At 74.5% G+C, this 16,175-nt stretch carries 11 protein-coding genes and 1 other RNA gene; 4 read left to right on the top strand and 8 right to left on the bottom strand.

Annotated elements, in window-relative coordinates:
• The first annotated feature begins 87 nt into the window (after positions 1-87).
• Entirely contained in the window at positions 88-1,434 is a 1,347-nt protein-coding gene (gene murA / locus ACFVFQ_RS15620) for a UDP-N-acetylglucosamine 1-carboxyvinyltransferase (RefSeq protein WP_274915462.1), read from the top strand.
• A gap of 238 nt (positions 1,435-1,672) precedes the next feature.
• On the opposite strand, the gene ACFVFQ_RS15615 is transcribed toward murA, so the two are convergent.
• From ACFVFQ_RS15615 to ACFVFQ_RS15600, 4 genes are all read right to left on the bottom strand, one after another.
• Positions 1,673-1,954 carry an HU family DNA-binding protein gene (locus tag ACFVFQ_RS15615; protein ID WP_071961969.1) on the bottom strand — a complete coding sequence of 94 codons (282 nt, stop codon included), beginning with the start codon at positions 1,952-1,954 and terminating at the stop codon, positions 1,673-1,675.
• Between the two features lie 245 nt (positions 1,955-2,199).
• Positions 2,200-3,633 (bottom strand): NAD-dependent malic enzyme, encoded by a 1,434-nt coding sequence (locus ACFVFQ_RS15610; protein WP_383415069.1) that lies wholly within the window; start codon positions 3,631-3,633, stop codon positions 2,200-2,202.
• A 502-nt stretch (positions 3,634-4,135) separates the two neighbouring features.
• On the bottom strand, positions 4,136-6,571 hold the full coding sequence (locus ACFVFQ_RS15605; RefSeq protein WP_383415066.1) for a HelD family protein: 2,436 nt from the start codon (positions 6,569-6,571) through the stop codon (positions 4,136-4,138).
• 139 nt (positions 6,572-6,710) lie between these two features.
• Complete coding sequence (locus ACFVFQ_RS15600; RefSeq protein WP_383415063.1) at positions 6,711-7,295, bottom strand: CGNR zinc finger domain-containing protein; 585 nt, start codon at positions 7,293-7,295, stop codon at positions 6,711-6,713.
• A 247-nt stretch (positions 7,296-7,542) separates the two neighbouring features.
• Here ACFVFQ_RS15600 and ACFVFQ_RS15595 point away from each other — a divergent pair, with 247 nt between their 5' ends.
• Positions 7,543-8,316: a class I SAM-dependent methyltransferase gene (locus ACFVFQ_RS15595; protein ID WP_383415060.1), complete on the top strand. Its 774-nt coding sequence runs from the start codon at positions 7,543-7,545 to the stop codon at positions 8,314-8,316.
• Between the two features lie 27 nt (positions 8,317-8,343).
• Here the strand turns inward: ACFVFQ_RS15595 and ACFVFQ_RS15590 are convergent, their stop codons facing one another.
• A complete protein-coding gene (locus ACFVFQ_RS15590; protein WP_383415058.1) occupies positions 8,344-9,540 on the bottom strand; it encodes a uroporphyrinogen-III synthase in 1,197 nt (398 codons plus the stop codon).
• 817 nt (positions 9,541-10,357) lie between these two features.
• On the opposite strand from ACFVFQ_RS15590, the gene ACFVFQ_RS15585 reads away from it, so the two are divergent.
• Complete coding sequence (locus ACFVFQ_RS15585; protein WP_383415055.1) at positions 10,358-12,259, top strand: asparagine synthase-related protein; 1,902 nt, start codon at positions 10,358-10,360, stop codon at positions 12,257-12,259.
• A gap of 29 nt (positions 12,260-12,288) precedes the next feature.
• Here ACFVFQ_RS15585 and ACFVFQ_RS15580 read toward each other — a convergent pair whose 3' ends face one another.
• The gene (locus ACFVFQ_RS15580; protein WP_383415052.1) at positions 12,289-12,825 is read right to left on the bottom strand and encodes a DUF4232 domain-containing protein; all 537 of its coding nucleotides are present in this window, start codon (positions 12,823-12,825) and stop codon (positions 12,289-12,291) included.
• Positions 12,826-13,010: 185 nt separating this feature from the next.
• Positions 13,011-14,003: a LysR family transcriptional regulator gene (locus ACFVFQ_RS15575; RefSeq protein ID WP_383415049.1), complete on the bottom strand. Its 993-nt coding sequence runs from the start codon at positions 14,001-14,003 to the stop codon at positions 13,011-13,013.
• Between the two features lie 144 nt (positions 14,004-14,147).
• On the opposite strand from ACFVFQ_RS15575, the gene ACFVFQ_RS15570 reads away from it, so the two are divergent.
• Entirely contained in the window at positions 14,148-15,437 is a 1,290-nt protein-coding gene (locus ACFVFQ_RS15570) for an MFS transporter (protein WP_383415628.1), read from the top strand.
• Between the two features lie 104 nt (positions 15,438-15,541).
• Here the strand turns inward: ACFVFQ_RS15570 and ssrA are convergent.
• Positions 15,542-15,910, bottom strand: a transfer-messenger RNA (tmRNA) gene (ssrA, locus tag ACFVFQ_RS15565).
• Between the last annotated feature and the right edge of the window lie 265 nt (positions 15,911-16,175).

Genomic DNA, 16,175 nt, shown 5'->3' with positions numbered 1-16,175 from the left:
GCGGAGACCGGGAGAGCGCCACGGGCACCCCCTCGGGCGCCCTTACCATTTCTCGTGGCCCAGTCCGACTCCAGGAACGCGAGATCCATGACCGTCTCTACTGACGACGTACTGCTTGTCCACGGCGGCACCCCGCTGGAGGGCGAGATCCGGGTTCGCGGTGCGAAGAACCTCGTCCCCAAGGCCATGGTCGCCGCCCTGCTGGGCAGCGGTCCGAGCCGGCTGCGCAACGTGCCCGACATCCGGGACGTCCGCGTGGTCCGCGGACTGCTGCAGCTGCACGGCGTCACGGTGCGCCCGGGAGACGAACCCGGCGAGCTGGTCCTCGACCCCTCGCACGTGGAGAGCGCCAACGTCGCGGACATCGACGCGCACGCCGGCTCCTCGCGGATCCCGATCCTGTTCTGCGGCCCGCTGCTGCACCGGCTGGGCCACGCCTTCATCCCGGGCCTGGGCGGCTGCGACATCGGCGGCCGGCCGGTGGACTTCCACTTCGACGTGCTGCGCCAGTTCGGCGCCAAGATCGAGAAGCGCGACGACGGCCAGTACCTGGAGGCGCCGCGCGGGCTGCGCGGGACCAAGATCCGGCTGCCGTACCCGTCCGTCGGCTCGACCGAGCAGGTGCTGCTGACCGCAGTCCTGGCCGAGGGCGTCACCGAGCTGTCGAACGCCGCCGTGGAGCCGGAGATCGAGGACCTGATCTGCGTCCTGCAGAAGATGGGCGCGATCATCTCCATGGACACCGACCGGACGATCCGGATCACCGGTGTCGAGAAGCTCGACGGCTACACCCACCGCGCCCTCCCGGACCGCCTGGAGGCCGCCTCCTGGGCGTCCGCGGCGCTGGCCACCGAGGGCAACATCTACGTCCGCGGCGCGCACCAGCGCTCGATGATGACGTTCCTGAACACCTTCCGTAAGGTCGGCGGCGCCTTCGAGATCGACGACGAGGGCATCCGCTTCTGGCACCCGGGCGGCTCGCTCAACGCCATCGCCCTGGAGACCGACGTCCACCCCGGTTTCCAGACCGACTGGCAGCAGCCCCTGGTGGTCGCCCTGACCCAGGCGTCGGGCCTGTCGATCGTCCACGAGACCGTCTACGAGTCCCGGCTCGGCTTCACCTCCGCGCTCAACCAGATGGGCGCCCACATCCAGCTCTACCGCGAGTGCCTGGGCGGCTCCGCCTGCCGCTTCGGCCAGCGCAACTTCCTGCACTCCGCGGTCGTCTCGGGACCCACCAAGCTCCAGGGCTCCGACCTGGTCATCCCCGACCTGCGCGGCGGCTTCTCGTACCTGATCGCGGCCCTGGCCGCCCAGGGCACCTCCCGGGTCCACGGCATCGACCTGATCAACCGCGGCTACGAGAACTTCATGGCGAAGCTCGTCGAACTCGGCGCCAAGGTGGAACTCCCGAACGGCTCCCTCCGGGACTGACCCACAGGCCCACAGACGCCCAAAGGCGCCGCCCGGTCGCACCACGCAACCGGGCGGCGCCTTTGCCTTGCCAACGAAACCCCGAGGACGGCCGACCACGGAAGGGGCCGTGGGCGGTCGTGGGCGGCACCAGCCCCACACACCGGCCACAAGCCCCCCCCGAGCGCCCTACGCGGACGCGCACGAAGGCGGCCACCCTCGAAGGAGGGTGGCCGCCTTTCATGCCGTGGGAAGGGCCTTACTTGCCCTTGGCGGCTTCCTTGAGCTTGGAGCCCGCGGAGACCTTCACGCTGTAGCCGGCCGCGATCTGGATCGGCTCACCGGTCTGCGGGTTGCGGGCGGTACGAGCGGCACGGTGAGTGCGCTCGAAGGTCAGGAAGCCGGGGATGGTGACCTTCTCGTCGCCCTTGGCGACGATCTCGCCGACGGTCTCGGCGAGCGCGGCCAGAACGGCGTCGGCGTCCTTGCGGGTCACCTCGGCGCGATCGGCCAGTGCGGCCACCAGCTCACTGCGGTTCATGTATGTACTCCCGTGTTCTTCTTGCCAATGCGGCGTGAGATCGAAGCCGATGCTGCCAGGGCCCTCGAACGGCCCGCGGAACGGGGTCCGTCCTTCAGCTCCCTCGCGCCTGAGGTCCCCCTGGACATTGTCCTGGGAGAGCATCCTGCCCCCACCTGCGGCGGTAAAGCCAATCCGGCACCCCTGGAGGGTCACCCGCCACCCTATGGGTGGCCCGCTGGGGGCGAGTCTTGCGACGCGCCGGCTCAGGCTCCCGTGGCAGCTGTCACAGCCTCGCCCGCGGCCTTCGCCGCGTCCCGCACCGCGCCGGCCACCGCACCCGCGACCTTCTCGTTGAAGACGCTGGGGATGATGTAGTTCGCGTTGAGCTCGTCGTCCAGCACGACGTCGGCGAGGGCCCGGGCGGCGGCCAGCATCATCTCGGTGTTCACCGTACGCGACGCGGCGTCGAGCAGGCCGCGGAAGACGCCCGGGAAGACCAGCACGTTGTTGATCTGGTTGGGGAAGTCCGAGCGGCCGGTGGCGACGACGGCGGCGGTCTGCCGGGCGAGGGCCGGGTCGACCTCCGGGTCCGGGTTGGCCAGCGCGAAGACGATCGCGCCGTCGGCCATCTTGGCCACGTCGTCGCCGTCGAGGACGTCGGGCGCGGAGACGCCGACGAAGACGTCGGCGCCGACCACGGCCTCCTTGAGGGTGCCGGTGACGCCCTCGGGGTTGGTGTTGTCGGCGATCCAGCGCAGCGCCGAGTCGGGGTCCGCGTCGACGAGGTCGGGGCGGCCGGCGTGCACGACGCCGTGGATGTCGGCGACCACGGCGTGCTTGACGCCGGCGGCCAGCAGCAGCTTGAGGATGGCGGTGCCGGCGGCGCCGGCGCCGGACATCACGACCCGGACGTCCTCGATCTTCTTGCCGACCACCCGCAGCGCGTTGGTGAGCGCGGCGAGCACCACGATGGCGGTGCCGTGCTGGTCGTCGTGGAAGACCGGGATGTCCAGGGCCTCGCGCAGCCGGGCCTCGATCTCGAAGCAGCGGGGCGCGGAGATGTCCTCCAGGTTGATGCCCGCGAAGCCGGGGGCGATGGCCTTGACGATCTCGACGATTGCGTCGGAGTCCTGGGTGTCCAGGCAGATCGGCCAGGCGTCGATGCCGGCGAAGCGCTTGAAGAGGGCCGCCTTGCCCTCCATGACGGGCAGCGCGGCCTTGGGGCCGATGTTGCCCAGGCCGAGGACCGCGGAGCCGTCGGTGACCACGGCGACGCTGTTGCGCTTGATGGTGAGCCGGCGGGCGTCCTCGGGGTTGTCGGCGATCGCCTGGCAGACCCGGGCGACGCCGGGGGTGTAGACCATGGACAGGTCGTCGCGGTTCCGGATCGGGTGCTTGGAGGACATCTCGATCTTGCCGCCGAGGTGCATCAGGAAGGTCCGGTCGGAGACCTTGCCGAGCGAGACGCCCTCGATGCTGCGCAGCTGGGAGACGATCTCCTGGGCGTGTGCGGTGGAGGTCGCGGCGATCGTGACGTCGATCCGGAGCTTCTCGTGGCCGGAGGCGGTCACGTCGAGGCCGGTGACCGACCCGCCGGAGGACTCCACGGCCGTGGTGAGCTGGCTGACGGCGGTGCCGCTAGCGGGAACTTCCAGTCGCACCGTCATCGAATACGAGACGCTAGGCGCCGTTGCCATGGCCGACTTCCTCTGCTTTCCCTGGTTTGGCTCTAAGCGGCCCCGGGACCCGGGGGTGCCCGAGCCGGAGCGCGTCGTTCGATCGTCCCACCTACCAGCCGGTATACGGTAACCAGCCGCGAATTTCGGAAAGACTCTTCCACCATACGAGAGTTGACCGTTCGAGCGGAACCCCCTCCGCACGACGGGAACCGGCCACGGCACCCCGGACCGGCGGTGCCATCAGCGCGGATGCCGACACCGCCCCGGTAGAAAACGACCGCGGGCGCCTCTCCCGTAGGAGAGGCGCCCGCGCCGTGTGGTTCATGACACCGACCCGCCATGCTCGCCTCGCGGCAAGTGGTCGCTCGTAGCGACGATGGTTGGGCCCGGGGGCTTGGATCGAGCCGGTGCCGCCACCAAGGCTAACAAACCATCCCGGCAAGCGAATCCCGTCTCGCACGCCCGATTTCGCAACCCCTCGTACGGGGGCGCGCCCCGGCCATGCCCCGTTGGACAGGCCCTAGTCGCGCAGCAGGTCGGGGACGCCGTCCTCGTCCGGGTCGTCCGGGGCGGCGGAGAGCACGGTGAGCTGCTGAGTGGCGCGGGTCAGGGCCACGTAGAGCACCCGCAGCCCGGCCGGGGACTCGTCGGCGATCTCGGCGGGCGAGACCACCAACGTCGCGTCGTACTCCAGCCCCTTGGCCTCCAGGGAGCCCAGGGCGACCACGCGGTCGCCGAGCCCGGCCAGCCAGGTGCGGGCCTGCTCGCGGCGGTGCATCGCGACCACGACGCCGACCGTGCCCTCGACCTCGGCGAGCAGGCGCTCGGCCTCGGCGACGGTGGCCCGGGCCAGCGCCCCGTCCGCGCCGTCGTCCGTGCCGGTCGCGTCGTCGGCGACGTGGAAGCGCGGCTGAAGGCCGGTCGAGCGGACCGCCCGCGGCGCCGGGGTGCCGGGCATGGCCAGCGCCAGCACCTTGGACGCCAGCTCGGCGATCTCGGCCGGGTTGCGGTAGTTCACGGTGAGCGTGAAGCGGCGGCGGGGGCGGGTGCCGAGCGCCTCGTCGCGGGCCTCGGCGGCCTCGTCCGGGTCCGACCAGGAGGACTGCGCCGGGTCGCCGACCACGGTCCAGGTGGCGTGCCGGCCGCGGCGGCCGACCAGCCGCCACTGCATCGGCGTCAGGTCCTGGGCCTCGTCGACGATGACGTGGGCGTAGTCGGTGCGCTCCTCCTCCAGCCGCTCCCGGCGGCTGCGGCCGGTCGAGAAGCGGTCCGCGTAGGTGGTGAGCTCCTCCAGGCCGGTCAGCTGGTCCAACGGGTCGGCCTCGCGGGGGCGGGCCGGACGGGCCGGGGCGCCCAGGATCTGCTGGAGCTCGTCCAGCAGCGCGATGTCGTGCACCGACAGCGGGCCGTGCCCGTCGTCGCCCACCCGTCGCAGCGAACGGGCCAGTTGACGGGCCTCACGGGCAGTCAGCAGGCGACGGGCCCAGCGGCCCAGGCGGCGCTCGTCGGCCATCGCGGCCAGGACCCCGCGCGCGGTGAGCTCCGGCCACCAGGCGTCCAGGAACTCCTGGAACTCCGGCTCGGTGGTGAGGTCCTCGTCGAAGCCCTGGCGGACCTCGGCGGCCAGCTCCGGGTCCGGGTAGCGGCGGGCGGCGCCGGACTTGGCCCACAGGGCGTCCAGGATGAGCCGACGGGCGCGCGGGCGCAGGAGGTTGACGGGGGCGGTGCCGCCCAGCGCGGACTGCCGGATGGCGGTCAGCTCGGCCCCGTCCAGTTCGAGGCGGGTGCCGAACGCGACCACTCTCAGGCGGGTCGGCGGGGCCGTCGCGGCAGCCGGGGCGTCCTGCGCGCCGAGGTCCTCCAGGGACAGTTGAGCGTCCTCGGCACTGCGGGCGCGCGGCGGAGCGGGGGCCGCCCCCTCCAGCGCCCCGCGGGCCGCCTTGCGCAGCAGCTTGACCATCCGGGCCGAGCCCTTGATGCGGGAGACCTCCGGCGGGTCGTAGGCGGTCGCCTCGGCGCCCTCGACGAGCGAGCCGAGCGCCCGGATGGCGACCTGGCCCTCCTCGCCGAGCGAGGGCAGCACGCCCTCGGTGTAGGCGACCAGCAGCGGGGTCGGGGAGACGATCAGGATGCCGCCGGCGTAACGGCGGCGGTCCTGGTAGAGGAGGTAGGCGGCGCGGTGCAGGGCGACCGCGGTCTTGCCGGTGCCGGGGCCGCCCTCGACCTCGGTGACGGAGGCGGCGGGGGCCCGGATCACCAGGTCCTGCTCGGCCTGGATGGAGGAGACGATGTCCCGCATGGTGTGGCTGCGGGCCCGGCCCAGCGCGGCCATCAGCGCGCCGTCGCCGACCGCCGGCAGCTCCTCGCCGTTCAGCGTGGCGACGACCTCCGGGCGCATCAGGTCGTCCTCGACGCCCAGCACCTGGCGGCCCTTGGAGCGGATCACCCGGCGGCGGACGACCCGGCCGGGGGCGACCGGGGTGGCGCGGTAGAAGGGCGCGGCGGCCGGCGCCCGCCAGTCGATGACCAGCGGCGAGTAGTCCGCGTCCAGGACGCCGAGGCGGCCGATGTGCAGCGTCTCCGCGATGGCGGCGCGGCCGTCTTCGATGGCGCCGTCGGCGGGCTCGACGGAGGTGTAGGCGCCGTCTGGGCCCTTCTTGCCGTCCTTGCCCAGGAGCAGGTCGATCCGCCCGAAGAGGAAGTCCTCGTACTCGGAGTTGAGTCGGTGGAGGTGGACGCCGGCCTGGAACACCTGGGCGTCGCGCTCGGCGAGCGCTCCGGGGGTGCCGACCTGGCCGCGCTTGGCGGCGTCGTCCATCAGGAACTCGGCCTCGTGGATCTTCTCCTCAAGGCGCCGGTAGACGCGGTCGAGATGCGTCTGCTCGGCCTCGATCTCGCGGTCCCGAACGGAATCCGGCGCGTGGTCCGGTGCGTGCGTGGCATTGTGCGCGGCCACCCAAGCCCCCTTCTGCTGTGCGTAGGGCAGCCGTCAACCGTACGCGAACCGGCCACGCCGCGCACCTGGAGGGACGGACAAAGTTGGACGGAGCCGGTCGGATGTTGACGCCGGATGCGGCCGGGACGGGCGGGTCCGGTCACCCGGTGCGCCCGGTCCGGCGCCGATGCCGGGCCACCCGGGCGCGGTTGCCGCAGACCTCACTGGAGCACCAGCGCCGGCGCCGGCCCCGCGAGGCGTCCAGGTAGACCAGCGAGCAGCCGTCGCCCGCGCACTGGCGGAGCTGACCGCGCGCCACCGGGTCGGCGAGCAGCGCGACGGCGTCCCGGGCCACGGTCGCCAGCAGCCCGGCGCAGTCCGGCGGTTGGGCCAGGACGCCGGTCAGCGCGCCGTCCGGGCCGCGGACGACGTGCACGACGGGCGGCGGGGCGGCGCCGGCCGCGGCGTTCAGCAGCGCCAGGTCGGACGCGGCGGCGCGGCCGAGGAGTTCGGCGCGGACCGCCCGGCCGAGCGGCTCGCGCAGCGCCCGGAAGCGGGCCACCCAACGGGCGTCGACGCCGTCCAACGGGGCGCCGGGCGGCACCACTTGGGCGCCGGCCAGCCAGGCGGCCAACGGGGCGGGGCCGGTGAGCCGTTCGCCGGCGGCCGGGTTGCCGCCGGCGGTGGCCATCAGGTCCAGGCAGACCCGCCCGCCGTCGAACCGGAAACCGTAGGGGGCTGCCATGTGCCTGTCACTTCCTCGGGAAACGGACACGGGGGACGTGGGAAGGGGGCGGAGGGGGCGTACGGGAGCGTTCTTAGGGTGCCCGGCCGCGCCGTCCGCCGGAACCCCACGGGCGGGGCGCGCCACAGACTGACCGACCCGCAGGTCGTGGCTCTTTCCGGGCCCGCCGACCCGTTCCCTCTGGACCCGCGCCGTAGACGCCAGGTGTAGACATTGAGCGTATACATGTGATGTATAGTCCGGCGGCATGTCCTCTCCGCTGCTCAAGAACCGCGCCAGCCTGACCCACAAGCTCGGTTACGCGGTCCGCAACCCGGCCCGGATCACCCCCTACCTCAAGCGCACCGCCCGCGACACCTGGCTGCGCCTGAAGCACCCCGACCACGTCGCGTACTACCGCGCGGTGATGGCCTCCGACACCGGGCGCAACCCGGAGGCCGCGGTCGGCAGCCGCAGCCACGAACGCTGGCTGGCCCTGGGCGAGATGCAGTTCGACTACCTCGTGGAGCACGGACTGCGCCCCGAGCACCGGATGCTCGACATCGGCTGCGGCAACCTGCGCGCCGGCTGGCGCTTCATCGCCCACCTGGACGCCGGCAACTACTACGGCATCGACATCTCGCCGGACATCCTGATAGCCGCCAAGCGGACCCTGGCGACCTACGAACTCCAGGACAAGCTCCCGCACTTGACGATTACCCAGGACCTGAAGCTGGAGTTCCTGCCGTCCGGACACTTCGACGTCGTCCACGCGCACAGCGTCTTCTCGCACTCGCCGATCCACGTCATCGACGAGTGCCTGGCGCACGTCGGCCGCATCCTGGCCCCCGGCGGGTTCTTCGACTTCACCTTCGACCGCACCGAGGGCGCCGAACACCAGGTGCTGCGGGAGGACTTCTACTACCGGACGGAGACGCTGCTGCGGCTGGCCCGTAAGCACGGGCTCCAGGCGCGGTTCATGGAGGACTGGGAGACCCGGCCGCACGGCCAGTCCAAGATCCGGATCACCAACCCGGCCTGAGGGGGCGTCCGTTGGCCTCGGCTCCCGTTAGCCGTCGCCGGGCGGGGCGTCGCCCGTAGGGGCGTCGACCGCGAGCCGGTAGCCGCCCCCGGGCACCGACCGGACCAGCCCGGGCTCCCCCAGCGCCGCCCGTAGGTGCGCGACCGCGGCCGCCAGTTCGTCCTGGGCCGTGCGCTCGTCCCGAGCGGCGCCCGGCAGCGCCCGCAGCAGGTCGGCGCGGGGGACCGCCTCGCCGGGGCGGCGGGCCAGGGCGCGCAGCAGCGCCATCCCGGCGGGCGGCACCGGGCGCGGCGCCCCGTCCACCACGGCGGTCCGGGCGCGGGCCTCCAGCCGCCGCCCGGCCACCGTCAACGGCCGCGCCCGGCCCGGGAGTTCCCGGCACAGCAGCTGCACCAACGGGCCGAGCCGGAAGCGCTCCGGCTCCAGGGTGGGCACGTCCAGCGCCGCCAACGGGGCCGCGGTCACCGGCCCCACGCACACCGCCGGCACGTCCCGTTGCAGCGCGGCCAACAGCCCCGGCCGGATGCCGCGTTCGGCGGCCCGGCGCAGCAGGGAGGTGACGGCCGGGGCGCTGGTGAAGGTCACCGCGTCCACACCGCGCGCCAGGACCGCGTCCAACAGCCCGTCCAGCGGCCCCAGATCGGCCGGCGGCAGCCACCGGTACACCGCCACCGGGACGACCTCGGCGCCGGCGGCCCGCAGCGCCCCAACGAACTCCGGCTGCGGCTCCCCGTGCAGCTGGACGGCGATCCGCCGGCCGGCGACGCCCTGGGCCAGCAGGTGGTCGAGCACCTCGGCGAGCGACTCCGAAGCCGGCGACCAGCGCTCGGTCAGCCCGGCGGCCCGGACCGCGCCGCGCACCTTCGGGCCGCGGGCCAGCAGCTCCGCCCCGGCCAACCGACCGCGCAGCGCCTCGCCCAGCCCCCAGTCGTCCGCCGCCGCCAACCAGCCGCGGAAGCCGACGGCGGTGCTGGTCACCACCACGTCGGGCGGCTCGGCGGCCAACGCGCGGGTGACGGCGCGGAGTTCGGCGTCGTCCGCCAGCGGCACGGTGCGCAGCGCCGGGGCGTAGACCACCTCGGCGCCGCGGCGCTCCAGCAGCGCGCCCAGCTCCGCCGCCTTGCGGGCCGCGGTCACCGCGACGGTGAACCCTGCCAACGGGCGCGGCGCCCCCTCCGGCACGGCCGGCCCCGGCCCGCCCGTTCCCTGCTCGTGCTCCCGCATCCCGATCCGTTCCGCTCCGCCTGGCGTGGCGCGCCGCGCGCTCGCCCCGGGCGGCGTGCCCGGGGCGCCAGTATTTCCGGCCGCCCGCGGGGCGCGCCTCCCGGGGGTGGCGACGCCACGTCACCGGACCACCGGGCGAGGCGGCGGCCGTCCCGCCACCTGGCCGGCTCGGCCGCGACCGTTCCGGACGCCGGCCACCGCCGTGCCCGCCCGTCGCGCGGGCGCCGATCCGTCGCCCCGTAGGCGTATCTGACCTGCACGAAACCTCGATTCGGCGCGGTGCGGAGGCATGCGGGGGGCCGCGGCGGCACGCCCGCGGCGTACGGAACGGGGGCGGCGCGCCGCCGTGCACCACGCGCCCCTCTCCTTCACCCGTACGGGGTAATGGCACGTGCCCCGGACACTGCCAGCCTTTTAATCCGACGCAGGACGTAACCAGCCCACCACGCTCCGTCGTTGCTGCGGGAGGCGCCTCCCGCAGCGGCGGCGACCGTTCGCCCCTGCCAGGGCGCCACACCCACCCCCGCAGGGATGCCGGGCTCCCGGACAACCGGAAGGAAAGGGATGCGATGCACCGATCACCCCAGCGGGGCGGGGACCTCCTCGGCCCCAAGCCGGGGGACGGCGGGCGGCACGGCTCCTGAACCTCCCCAGCCACCCACCGGTCGGGGCGCCCCGACCGCCGCGCGATCCCCCACCGGGGCACTCCCAGCCCCGGCCCCGAGGCCCGTCCGGCCCAGCCGCGGCCGGACGGCCCCGGGCCCCGCCCGCCCGTCGCCCGCCCCACCGTGACGCCCGAGGCCAAGGAGCGGCCCCCGTGGATTTCCTGGTGTTCCCCGACCACCCCGTCGCCGCCCGGCTCGCCGCCGGACTGCCCCGGACGCCGGCCACCCACACCGTCGCCCACCCCTCCGGCCGCCCCTGGATCGTCGGCCACTGGCGAAGCGAGGAGCTGGTGACGGCCCGGGTCGGCCCGCGCTGCGCGCTGCTGCTCGGCACCACCTCGGCCACCCCGGACGACCTGGCCCACCTGCTGCACCGGCTGCGCGACCTGGACGACCTCGCCGCACTGCGCCACGAACTCCCCGGCAGCTTCTTCCTGTTGGCCTGCACGGGCGCCGAGATCCGCAGCCGCGGCAGCCTCTCCGCGGTCCGCCGGCTGCACCGCACCGCCCTCGGCGGCATCACGGTCCTCGGCAACCGCCCCCAGGACCTGGCCGCGCTGGCCCGCGCCGCGGCCGCCGCCGGACTGCCCGGCGCCCCGCGCACCGGCGCCGTCGACGAGGAGGCGCTCGCCGCCCATCTGCTCGCCCCCGGCGCCCCGTTACCACTGGCGCAGCGCACCCCCTGGCGGGCCGTGCACGCCGTACCGCCCGACCGCTGCGCCGCCCACGACCCCGCCGGCCGCTACCGCGAGCTGCGCTGGTGGCGCCCGCCCGAGCCCGCACTCCCGCTCCCGGACGCCGCCGAGGCCGTACGGGAGGCCCTCGGCACGGCCGTGCACGCCCGCACGAAACGGGCGACGCTCAGCGCCGACCTCACCGGCGGCCTGGACTCCACCAGCGTCTGCTTCCTGGCCGCCCGCGACGGCACCGAGCTGATCACCACCGGCTGGGAGGGCCGCGACCCGGCCGACGACGACCCCCTGTGGAGCGCCCACAGCGCCTACCGCCTCAGCCTGGTCCGCCGCGCCGGCCGCCACCTCTCCCTCCCGTACACCGACGCCCCCACCTGGTACACCCCGCCCGAGCACCCCGGGCACACCGACCCCGCCGGCCCGCTCGTCGCCATTCGGGACGCGGCCCGGCTGCTCCACCAGGCGCACCTGGTCGCCGCGTTCGGCTCCCGGATGCACCTGACCGGCGTCGGCGGCGACGCACTGTTCGCGCCCCGGCCGCTGGCGCTCAACTCCCTCGCCCGCGGCGATCTGCGCACCGCCGTCCAACTGGCCCGCCGCGCCCGGCGCATCGCCCCCCAGTCGCTGCCCGCCACCGTGCGCACCCTCCTCGGCGGCCGCTCCTACCCCCGCTGGCTGGCCGCCGGCGCCGACCGGATCGTCCCGGGCGCGCGCCGTCGCCCCGGGAGCGCGGACTGGGAGGAGGTGCCGGCGATGCCGCCCTGGGCGCACCCGGACGCGGTCGCCACGGTCCGCCGGCTGCTGCGCGAGGCGGCCGCCGCGGCGCCCGAGCCGTTCGACCCACTGCGCGCCCAGCACGAGGTGGCCGCCGCGGCCGTCCGGGCCGGTGAACGGGTGCGCGGCATCGACGCGTTGACCTCGGCCCACGGGGTCGCGTACGAGGCGCCGTTCCTGGACGACGCGGTGATCGAGGCGGCGTTGGCCGTCGGGCTCGCCGACCGGGTGCCGGGCGGCGGCAAGCCGGTGCTGGCCGCGGCGATGCGCGGCACGGTGCCCGGACCGGTCCTGGGCCGCGGCCGCCGGCGCGCGCAGAGCGCCGAGCTGCATGCGGGGCTGCGCCGCAACCGCCGGGCGCTGGCCGCGCTGTGCGAGGACTCCAAGCTGGCGGCGCTGGGCCTGATCCGCCCGGAGGCGCTGCGCCCGGTGCTGACGTCCCTCCAGCCGGACACCGGCGTGCTACGGCCGCTGGACCCGACGTTGGCCGCCGAGTTCTGGCTGCGCGCGCTGCCGCCCCCGCCGGCGCACGCCGCACCCCCGCCGCCCGCCGCCCGGCTGTCGACCCCGGCCGCGGAGAACGGCTGACGACCGCGCCCGCGGCCGACGGAGCCGGCTCAGCCGGTCCGCTCGGCGGGCGGCGCCATCCAGACGGTCTGCTCGCAGATGTTCATCCGGGTCTTCTTGCCCTTCTCGTCCCGGACCTTTATCACCTTCTGGTGGTGGTCCCGCGGCGCGCCCACCACCACCTCGTCATTGCTGACCAGGCAGTCGGCCGGCGACATACCGGGCGCGTGGTCCTTGTAACGCAGCTTGGTGGTGACCGTGCCACCGCGCGCCACGTCTATCGGCATGGTCCGCCCCTGCCCCTTGCCGTCCGACTCCGGCCCCTTGCCGACGTGGACCGCGAACGTCGGGAAGCCGTCGAACACGCACGGCTGCGACCCCTTGTTGACGACCGAGAGGCGTGCCTCCCGATGGGTGCTGTGCGGCGCCGCCTTGAGGACGGTGACCTTCCAGCCCAGGCCCTTGGTCCGGCAGTTGGCATGCAGCGCCGCCATCCGCCCCGAGCCGCAGCCCGTCAGAGCCAGCCCGGCGGTCACGGTCAAGGCGAGCGCGGCCGTCGTCGTCGCGAGCACGGAACGTCGCTGCACGACTCCCCCCTGTTCCATCCGTTCGTCCTCTTCGCACACATCGTTCGCACGCGATGTCCTCCCGTAAGGAAGGGTTTTCGGCGCCGTAGGTTGCCTGCACCCGGGGAGAGATATGCATCACGTAAAAGTTTCCGCCCGCGGGACGGCCGTGCGCGGCCCGTCACGCCCCCGGCGCACGCCGGATCTTACGGCCCCTCAGCGCCCGCCGGTGCCACCCCCATCGCCACCGCGTCCGCCGCCGGCAGCCACCACGCGCCCTCGGGCAGCGCCCGCCAGCCCTCCCGCGCCCCCAACTCCCGGGCGGCGTCCCGCAATGCGGCCAACCCGGGGTGCCGCAACCCCCGCCGCCACACCATCCCCACCGGCGACAACGGCACCGGATCCACCAACGGTCGCAACACCATCCCCGGCACCTCGATGAACTCCGTACTCGCCAGCACCGACCAGCCTCGCTTGCGCACCACCCGCACGAACTCCTCCGCCCCCGCGATCTCCGGGAACGGCGCCGCCATCGCGATCCCCCGCCCCTCGAAGAGCCGCGCCGCCAGCTCCGTCCACTCCGCGGTCCGCGGGTTCCCGGCCGCCGCGTAGAGGGTCTCACCGGCCAGTTCCCGCAGCGGCACGCAGCCGGCGGCGGCCAGCGGATGGTCCGCGCGCAGCAGCACAGCCATCGGCTCCAGCCGCACCGGCCGGTGGTCGAGCCCGGCCCGGGCCGCGGCCGGCAGCCCCGCGAACCGCCCGAACGAGACGTCCAGCCGCCCGGCGGCCAACTCCGCGGCCGCACCGGTCAGTCCGCCGTGATACCGGGCGATCAGCTCGCAGCTCTCCGGCAGCCGCCGTCGGGCCGCCGCCAGCACCCGGTGCGCGGTGCCGACCGGCGCCCCCACGTCCACCACCAGCGGCCGCCCCGACTCCGACCGGAAGGCCGCGGCCAGCTCCTCCTGGGCCGCCAACACCCGCCGCGCGTACGGCAGCAGCCGCTCGCCCTGGGCGGTCAGCGCCACCCGCCGGGTACTCCGGACGAACAGCTCGGCCCCCAACTCCCGCTCCAGCCGCCGGACATCGCGGCTGAGCGCCTGCTGGGCGACGTACAGCCGGGCCGCGGCCCGGGTGAAGTGCAGCTCCTCGGCGACGGCGGTGAACGCCCGCAGCAGCCGCGGTTCGATGTCGTACGGCACCGGCCCATCCTCACACCGGACGCCCGCCACCACACCGCGTTTCCGCACCTCACAGGCCCGGCCCCGGCACTCACACCCCCGGTGCGTCAATCGGCCCGCGCAGGTGTTGGACGCCCGGCCTCCCCCGCCGCGACCGTGAACGACGTGATCCTCTTCCTCGCCGCCCGGCCGATCTCGCCCCCACCCACCCACCCGGCCTTGCCCCCACCCGTACGCCGCCCCCGCCGCCGCTCCCCCTACGCCCGGCTCTTCGCCGTCCCCGGCGCCCGCGCCTTCACCGCGGCCAACCTGCTGGCCCGGCTGCCGATGGGCATGCTCAGCGTCAGCGCGGTCCTGATGATCGCCGGCGGCCGCGGCTCCTACGCCCTGGCCGGGTCGGTCACCGCCACCGGACTCGCCGCGACCGCGCTGGTCGGCCCGTGGACCGCCCGCCTCATCGACCGCCACGGCCAGGCCCGAATCGCCGTACCGGCCACCGCCGTTGCGGCCCTCGGCTCGCTCTCGCTGCTCCTGTGCGTCCACGCCGGCGCCCCCGACTGGACCCTCTTCGCCTCCTACGCCGCCACCGCGACCACCCCCAACACCGGCGGAATGTCCCGCGCCCGCTGGGCCCACCTCCTGCGCGCCGACCCGGCCGCCCGGCACGCCGCCAACTCCTTCGAGCAGGCCGTCGACGAGCTGTGCTTCCTGCTCGGCCCGCTTCTCGCGACGCTGCTGTGCACCGCCGTCGCCCCGGAGGCCGGCACCGCCGTCGCCGCCACCCTGCTCCTGACCGGCGTCCTGCTCTTCGCCGCCCAGCGCCGCACCGAACCACCCGCCGTCCCGCGGCCCCCCGGCCGCCCCGGCTCCCCGCTGCGCGCCCCCGGTCTGCCCCCGCTGCTGCTCACCTTCGTGGCCACCGGCGCGGTCTTCGGCTCCCTGGAGGTCGTCACGCTCGCCTACGCGAACGCGCACGGCTTCCGGGCCGCGGCGGGCGGGCTGCTCGCCCTCCAGGCGGCCGGATCGGGCGCGGCCGGGCTGCTGTTCGGCCTGCTGCCCCCGGCGGCCCGGCCCGCCCGGCGCTTTGTGCACTGCGCCGCCGCGATGGCCGCCCTGCTGACGCTGCCGCTGCTGGCCGCCGCGACGGGCGCCCCACTGCTGCTCGCCGCGGCCCTGCTCACCGCCGGCACGGCGACCGCCCCGACCATGGTCACCGGCATGGGCCTGGTCCAATCCCGCACCCCGGCCGGCCGGTTGAACGAGGGGATGACGCTGGCGGTGACCGCGCTGCTGGCCGGCATCGCGGCCGGCTCGGCCACCGGCGGCTGGGCCGCGGACCACCTGCCGTCCCCCGCCACCGGCTACGCGGTCCCGGCCGCGGCGGCCGCCCTGGCCCTCGCCCTCACCGCGGCGACGAGCACCCGCGCGCCACAAGAGGCGGCCCGCCGCACCTGACGACGGCGCCCCGGCGGAGCCCCGCCCGCCCGGCGAAAGCCGCACAAAAACGACGACAGGCGACGCCGCCCGCACTTTTCGCGGGCACACGTCGCCTGTCGTCTTCGTGGAGATGGCGGGAATCGAACCCGCGTCCAACGGTGCGGAATCAGGGCTTCTCCGAGTGCAGTCCGCTGCGCTTTTCTCGGCCCCGGAGATCACACGGACAAGTCTCCGACGGGCCCAGTCACTGTTTGATTTCCCTCTTCACCCCGTGACCGGGATCGAGGTTTAGTTCCCTAGCTGATGCCAGGATCCGGGTCGGGAACAGCCCCGGGCTGACACTTCGCAAGTCGCTACTTAGGCAGCGAGGGCGAAGGAATCGCGCTTGGTGTTGGCGATTATTTGTTTCGGCATGTGGTTTACGAGATCATTGCCGCTTCCTCGACTCGCTTCCCCTGCTTCGACATCCGCTGTCGAAACCGATCATCCCCATGTTTTCTTTTCAAAGGTGGTGCCACACCCTCGCGGGGTGTGTCCCCATCGTACGTGACCAACGCACGCGCGTGCCAGCACATTCCCGGCGGCCGCTCGCGGCCCGAGCCCGGCCGCCGCGAGCGTGCGTGCCAGACGCCGCGACGCCGCGGAGATCCGTCAGAAGCGCCCTAGGTGTGTTGTTCGGAGAGGTTGGTGACGCGGCTGGCTGGGGTGTGGCCGCCGATTCCGGTGTGGGGTCGGTGGTGGTTGTACCAGTGCAGC

Source organism: Streptomyces sp. NPDC057743, assembly GCF_042798755.1.
Lineage (GTDB): Bacteria > Actinomycetota > Actinomycetes > Streptomycetales > Streptomycetaceae > Streptomyces.
This window is presented reverse-complemented; position numbering and strand designations above follow the sequence as displayed.

What these genes read in the sequence shown, in the direction of transcription:
- ACFVFQ_RS15610 (WP_383415069.1), bottom strand. Translation starts at nt 3,633, where the DNA reads ATGGCAACGGCGCCTAGCGTCTCGTATTCGATGACGGTGCGACTGGAA.
- ACFVFQ_RS15590 (WP_383415058.1), bottom strand. Translation starts at nt 9,540, where the DNA reads ATGCGGGAGCACGAGCAGGGAACGGGCGGGCCGGGGCCGGCCGTGCCG.
- murA (WP_274915462.1), top strand. Translation starts at nt 88, where the DNA reads ATGACCGTCTCTACTGACGACGTACTGCTTGTCCACGGCGGCACCCCG.
- ACFVFQ_RS15595 (WP_383415060.1), top strand. Translation starts at nt 7,543, where the DNA reads ATGTCCTCTCCGCTGCTCAAGAACCGCGCCAGCCTGACCCACAAGCTC.
- ACFVFQ_RS15600 (WP_383415063.1), bottom strand. Translation starts at nt 7,295, where the DNA reads ATGGCAGCCCCCTACGGTTTCCGGTTCGACGGCGGGCGGGTCTGCCTG.
- ACFVFQ_RS15615 (WP_071961969.1), bottom strand. Translation starts at nt 1,954, where the DNA reads ATGAACCGCAGTGAGCTGGTGGCCGCACTGGCCGATCGCGCCGAGGTG.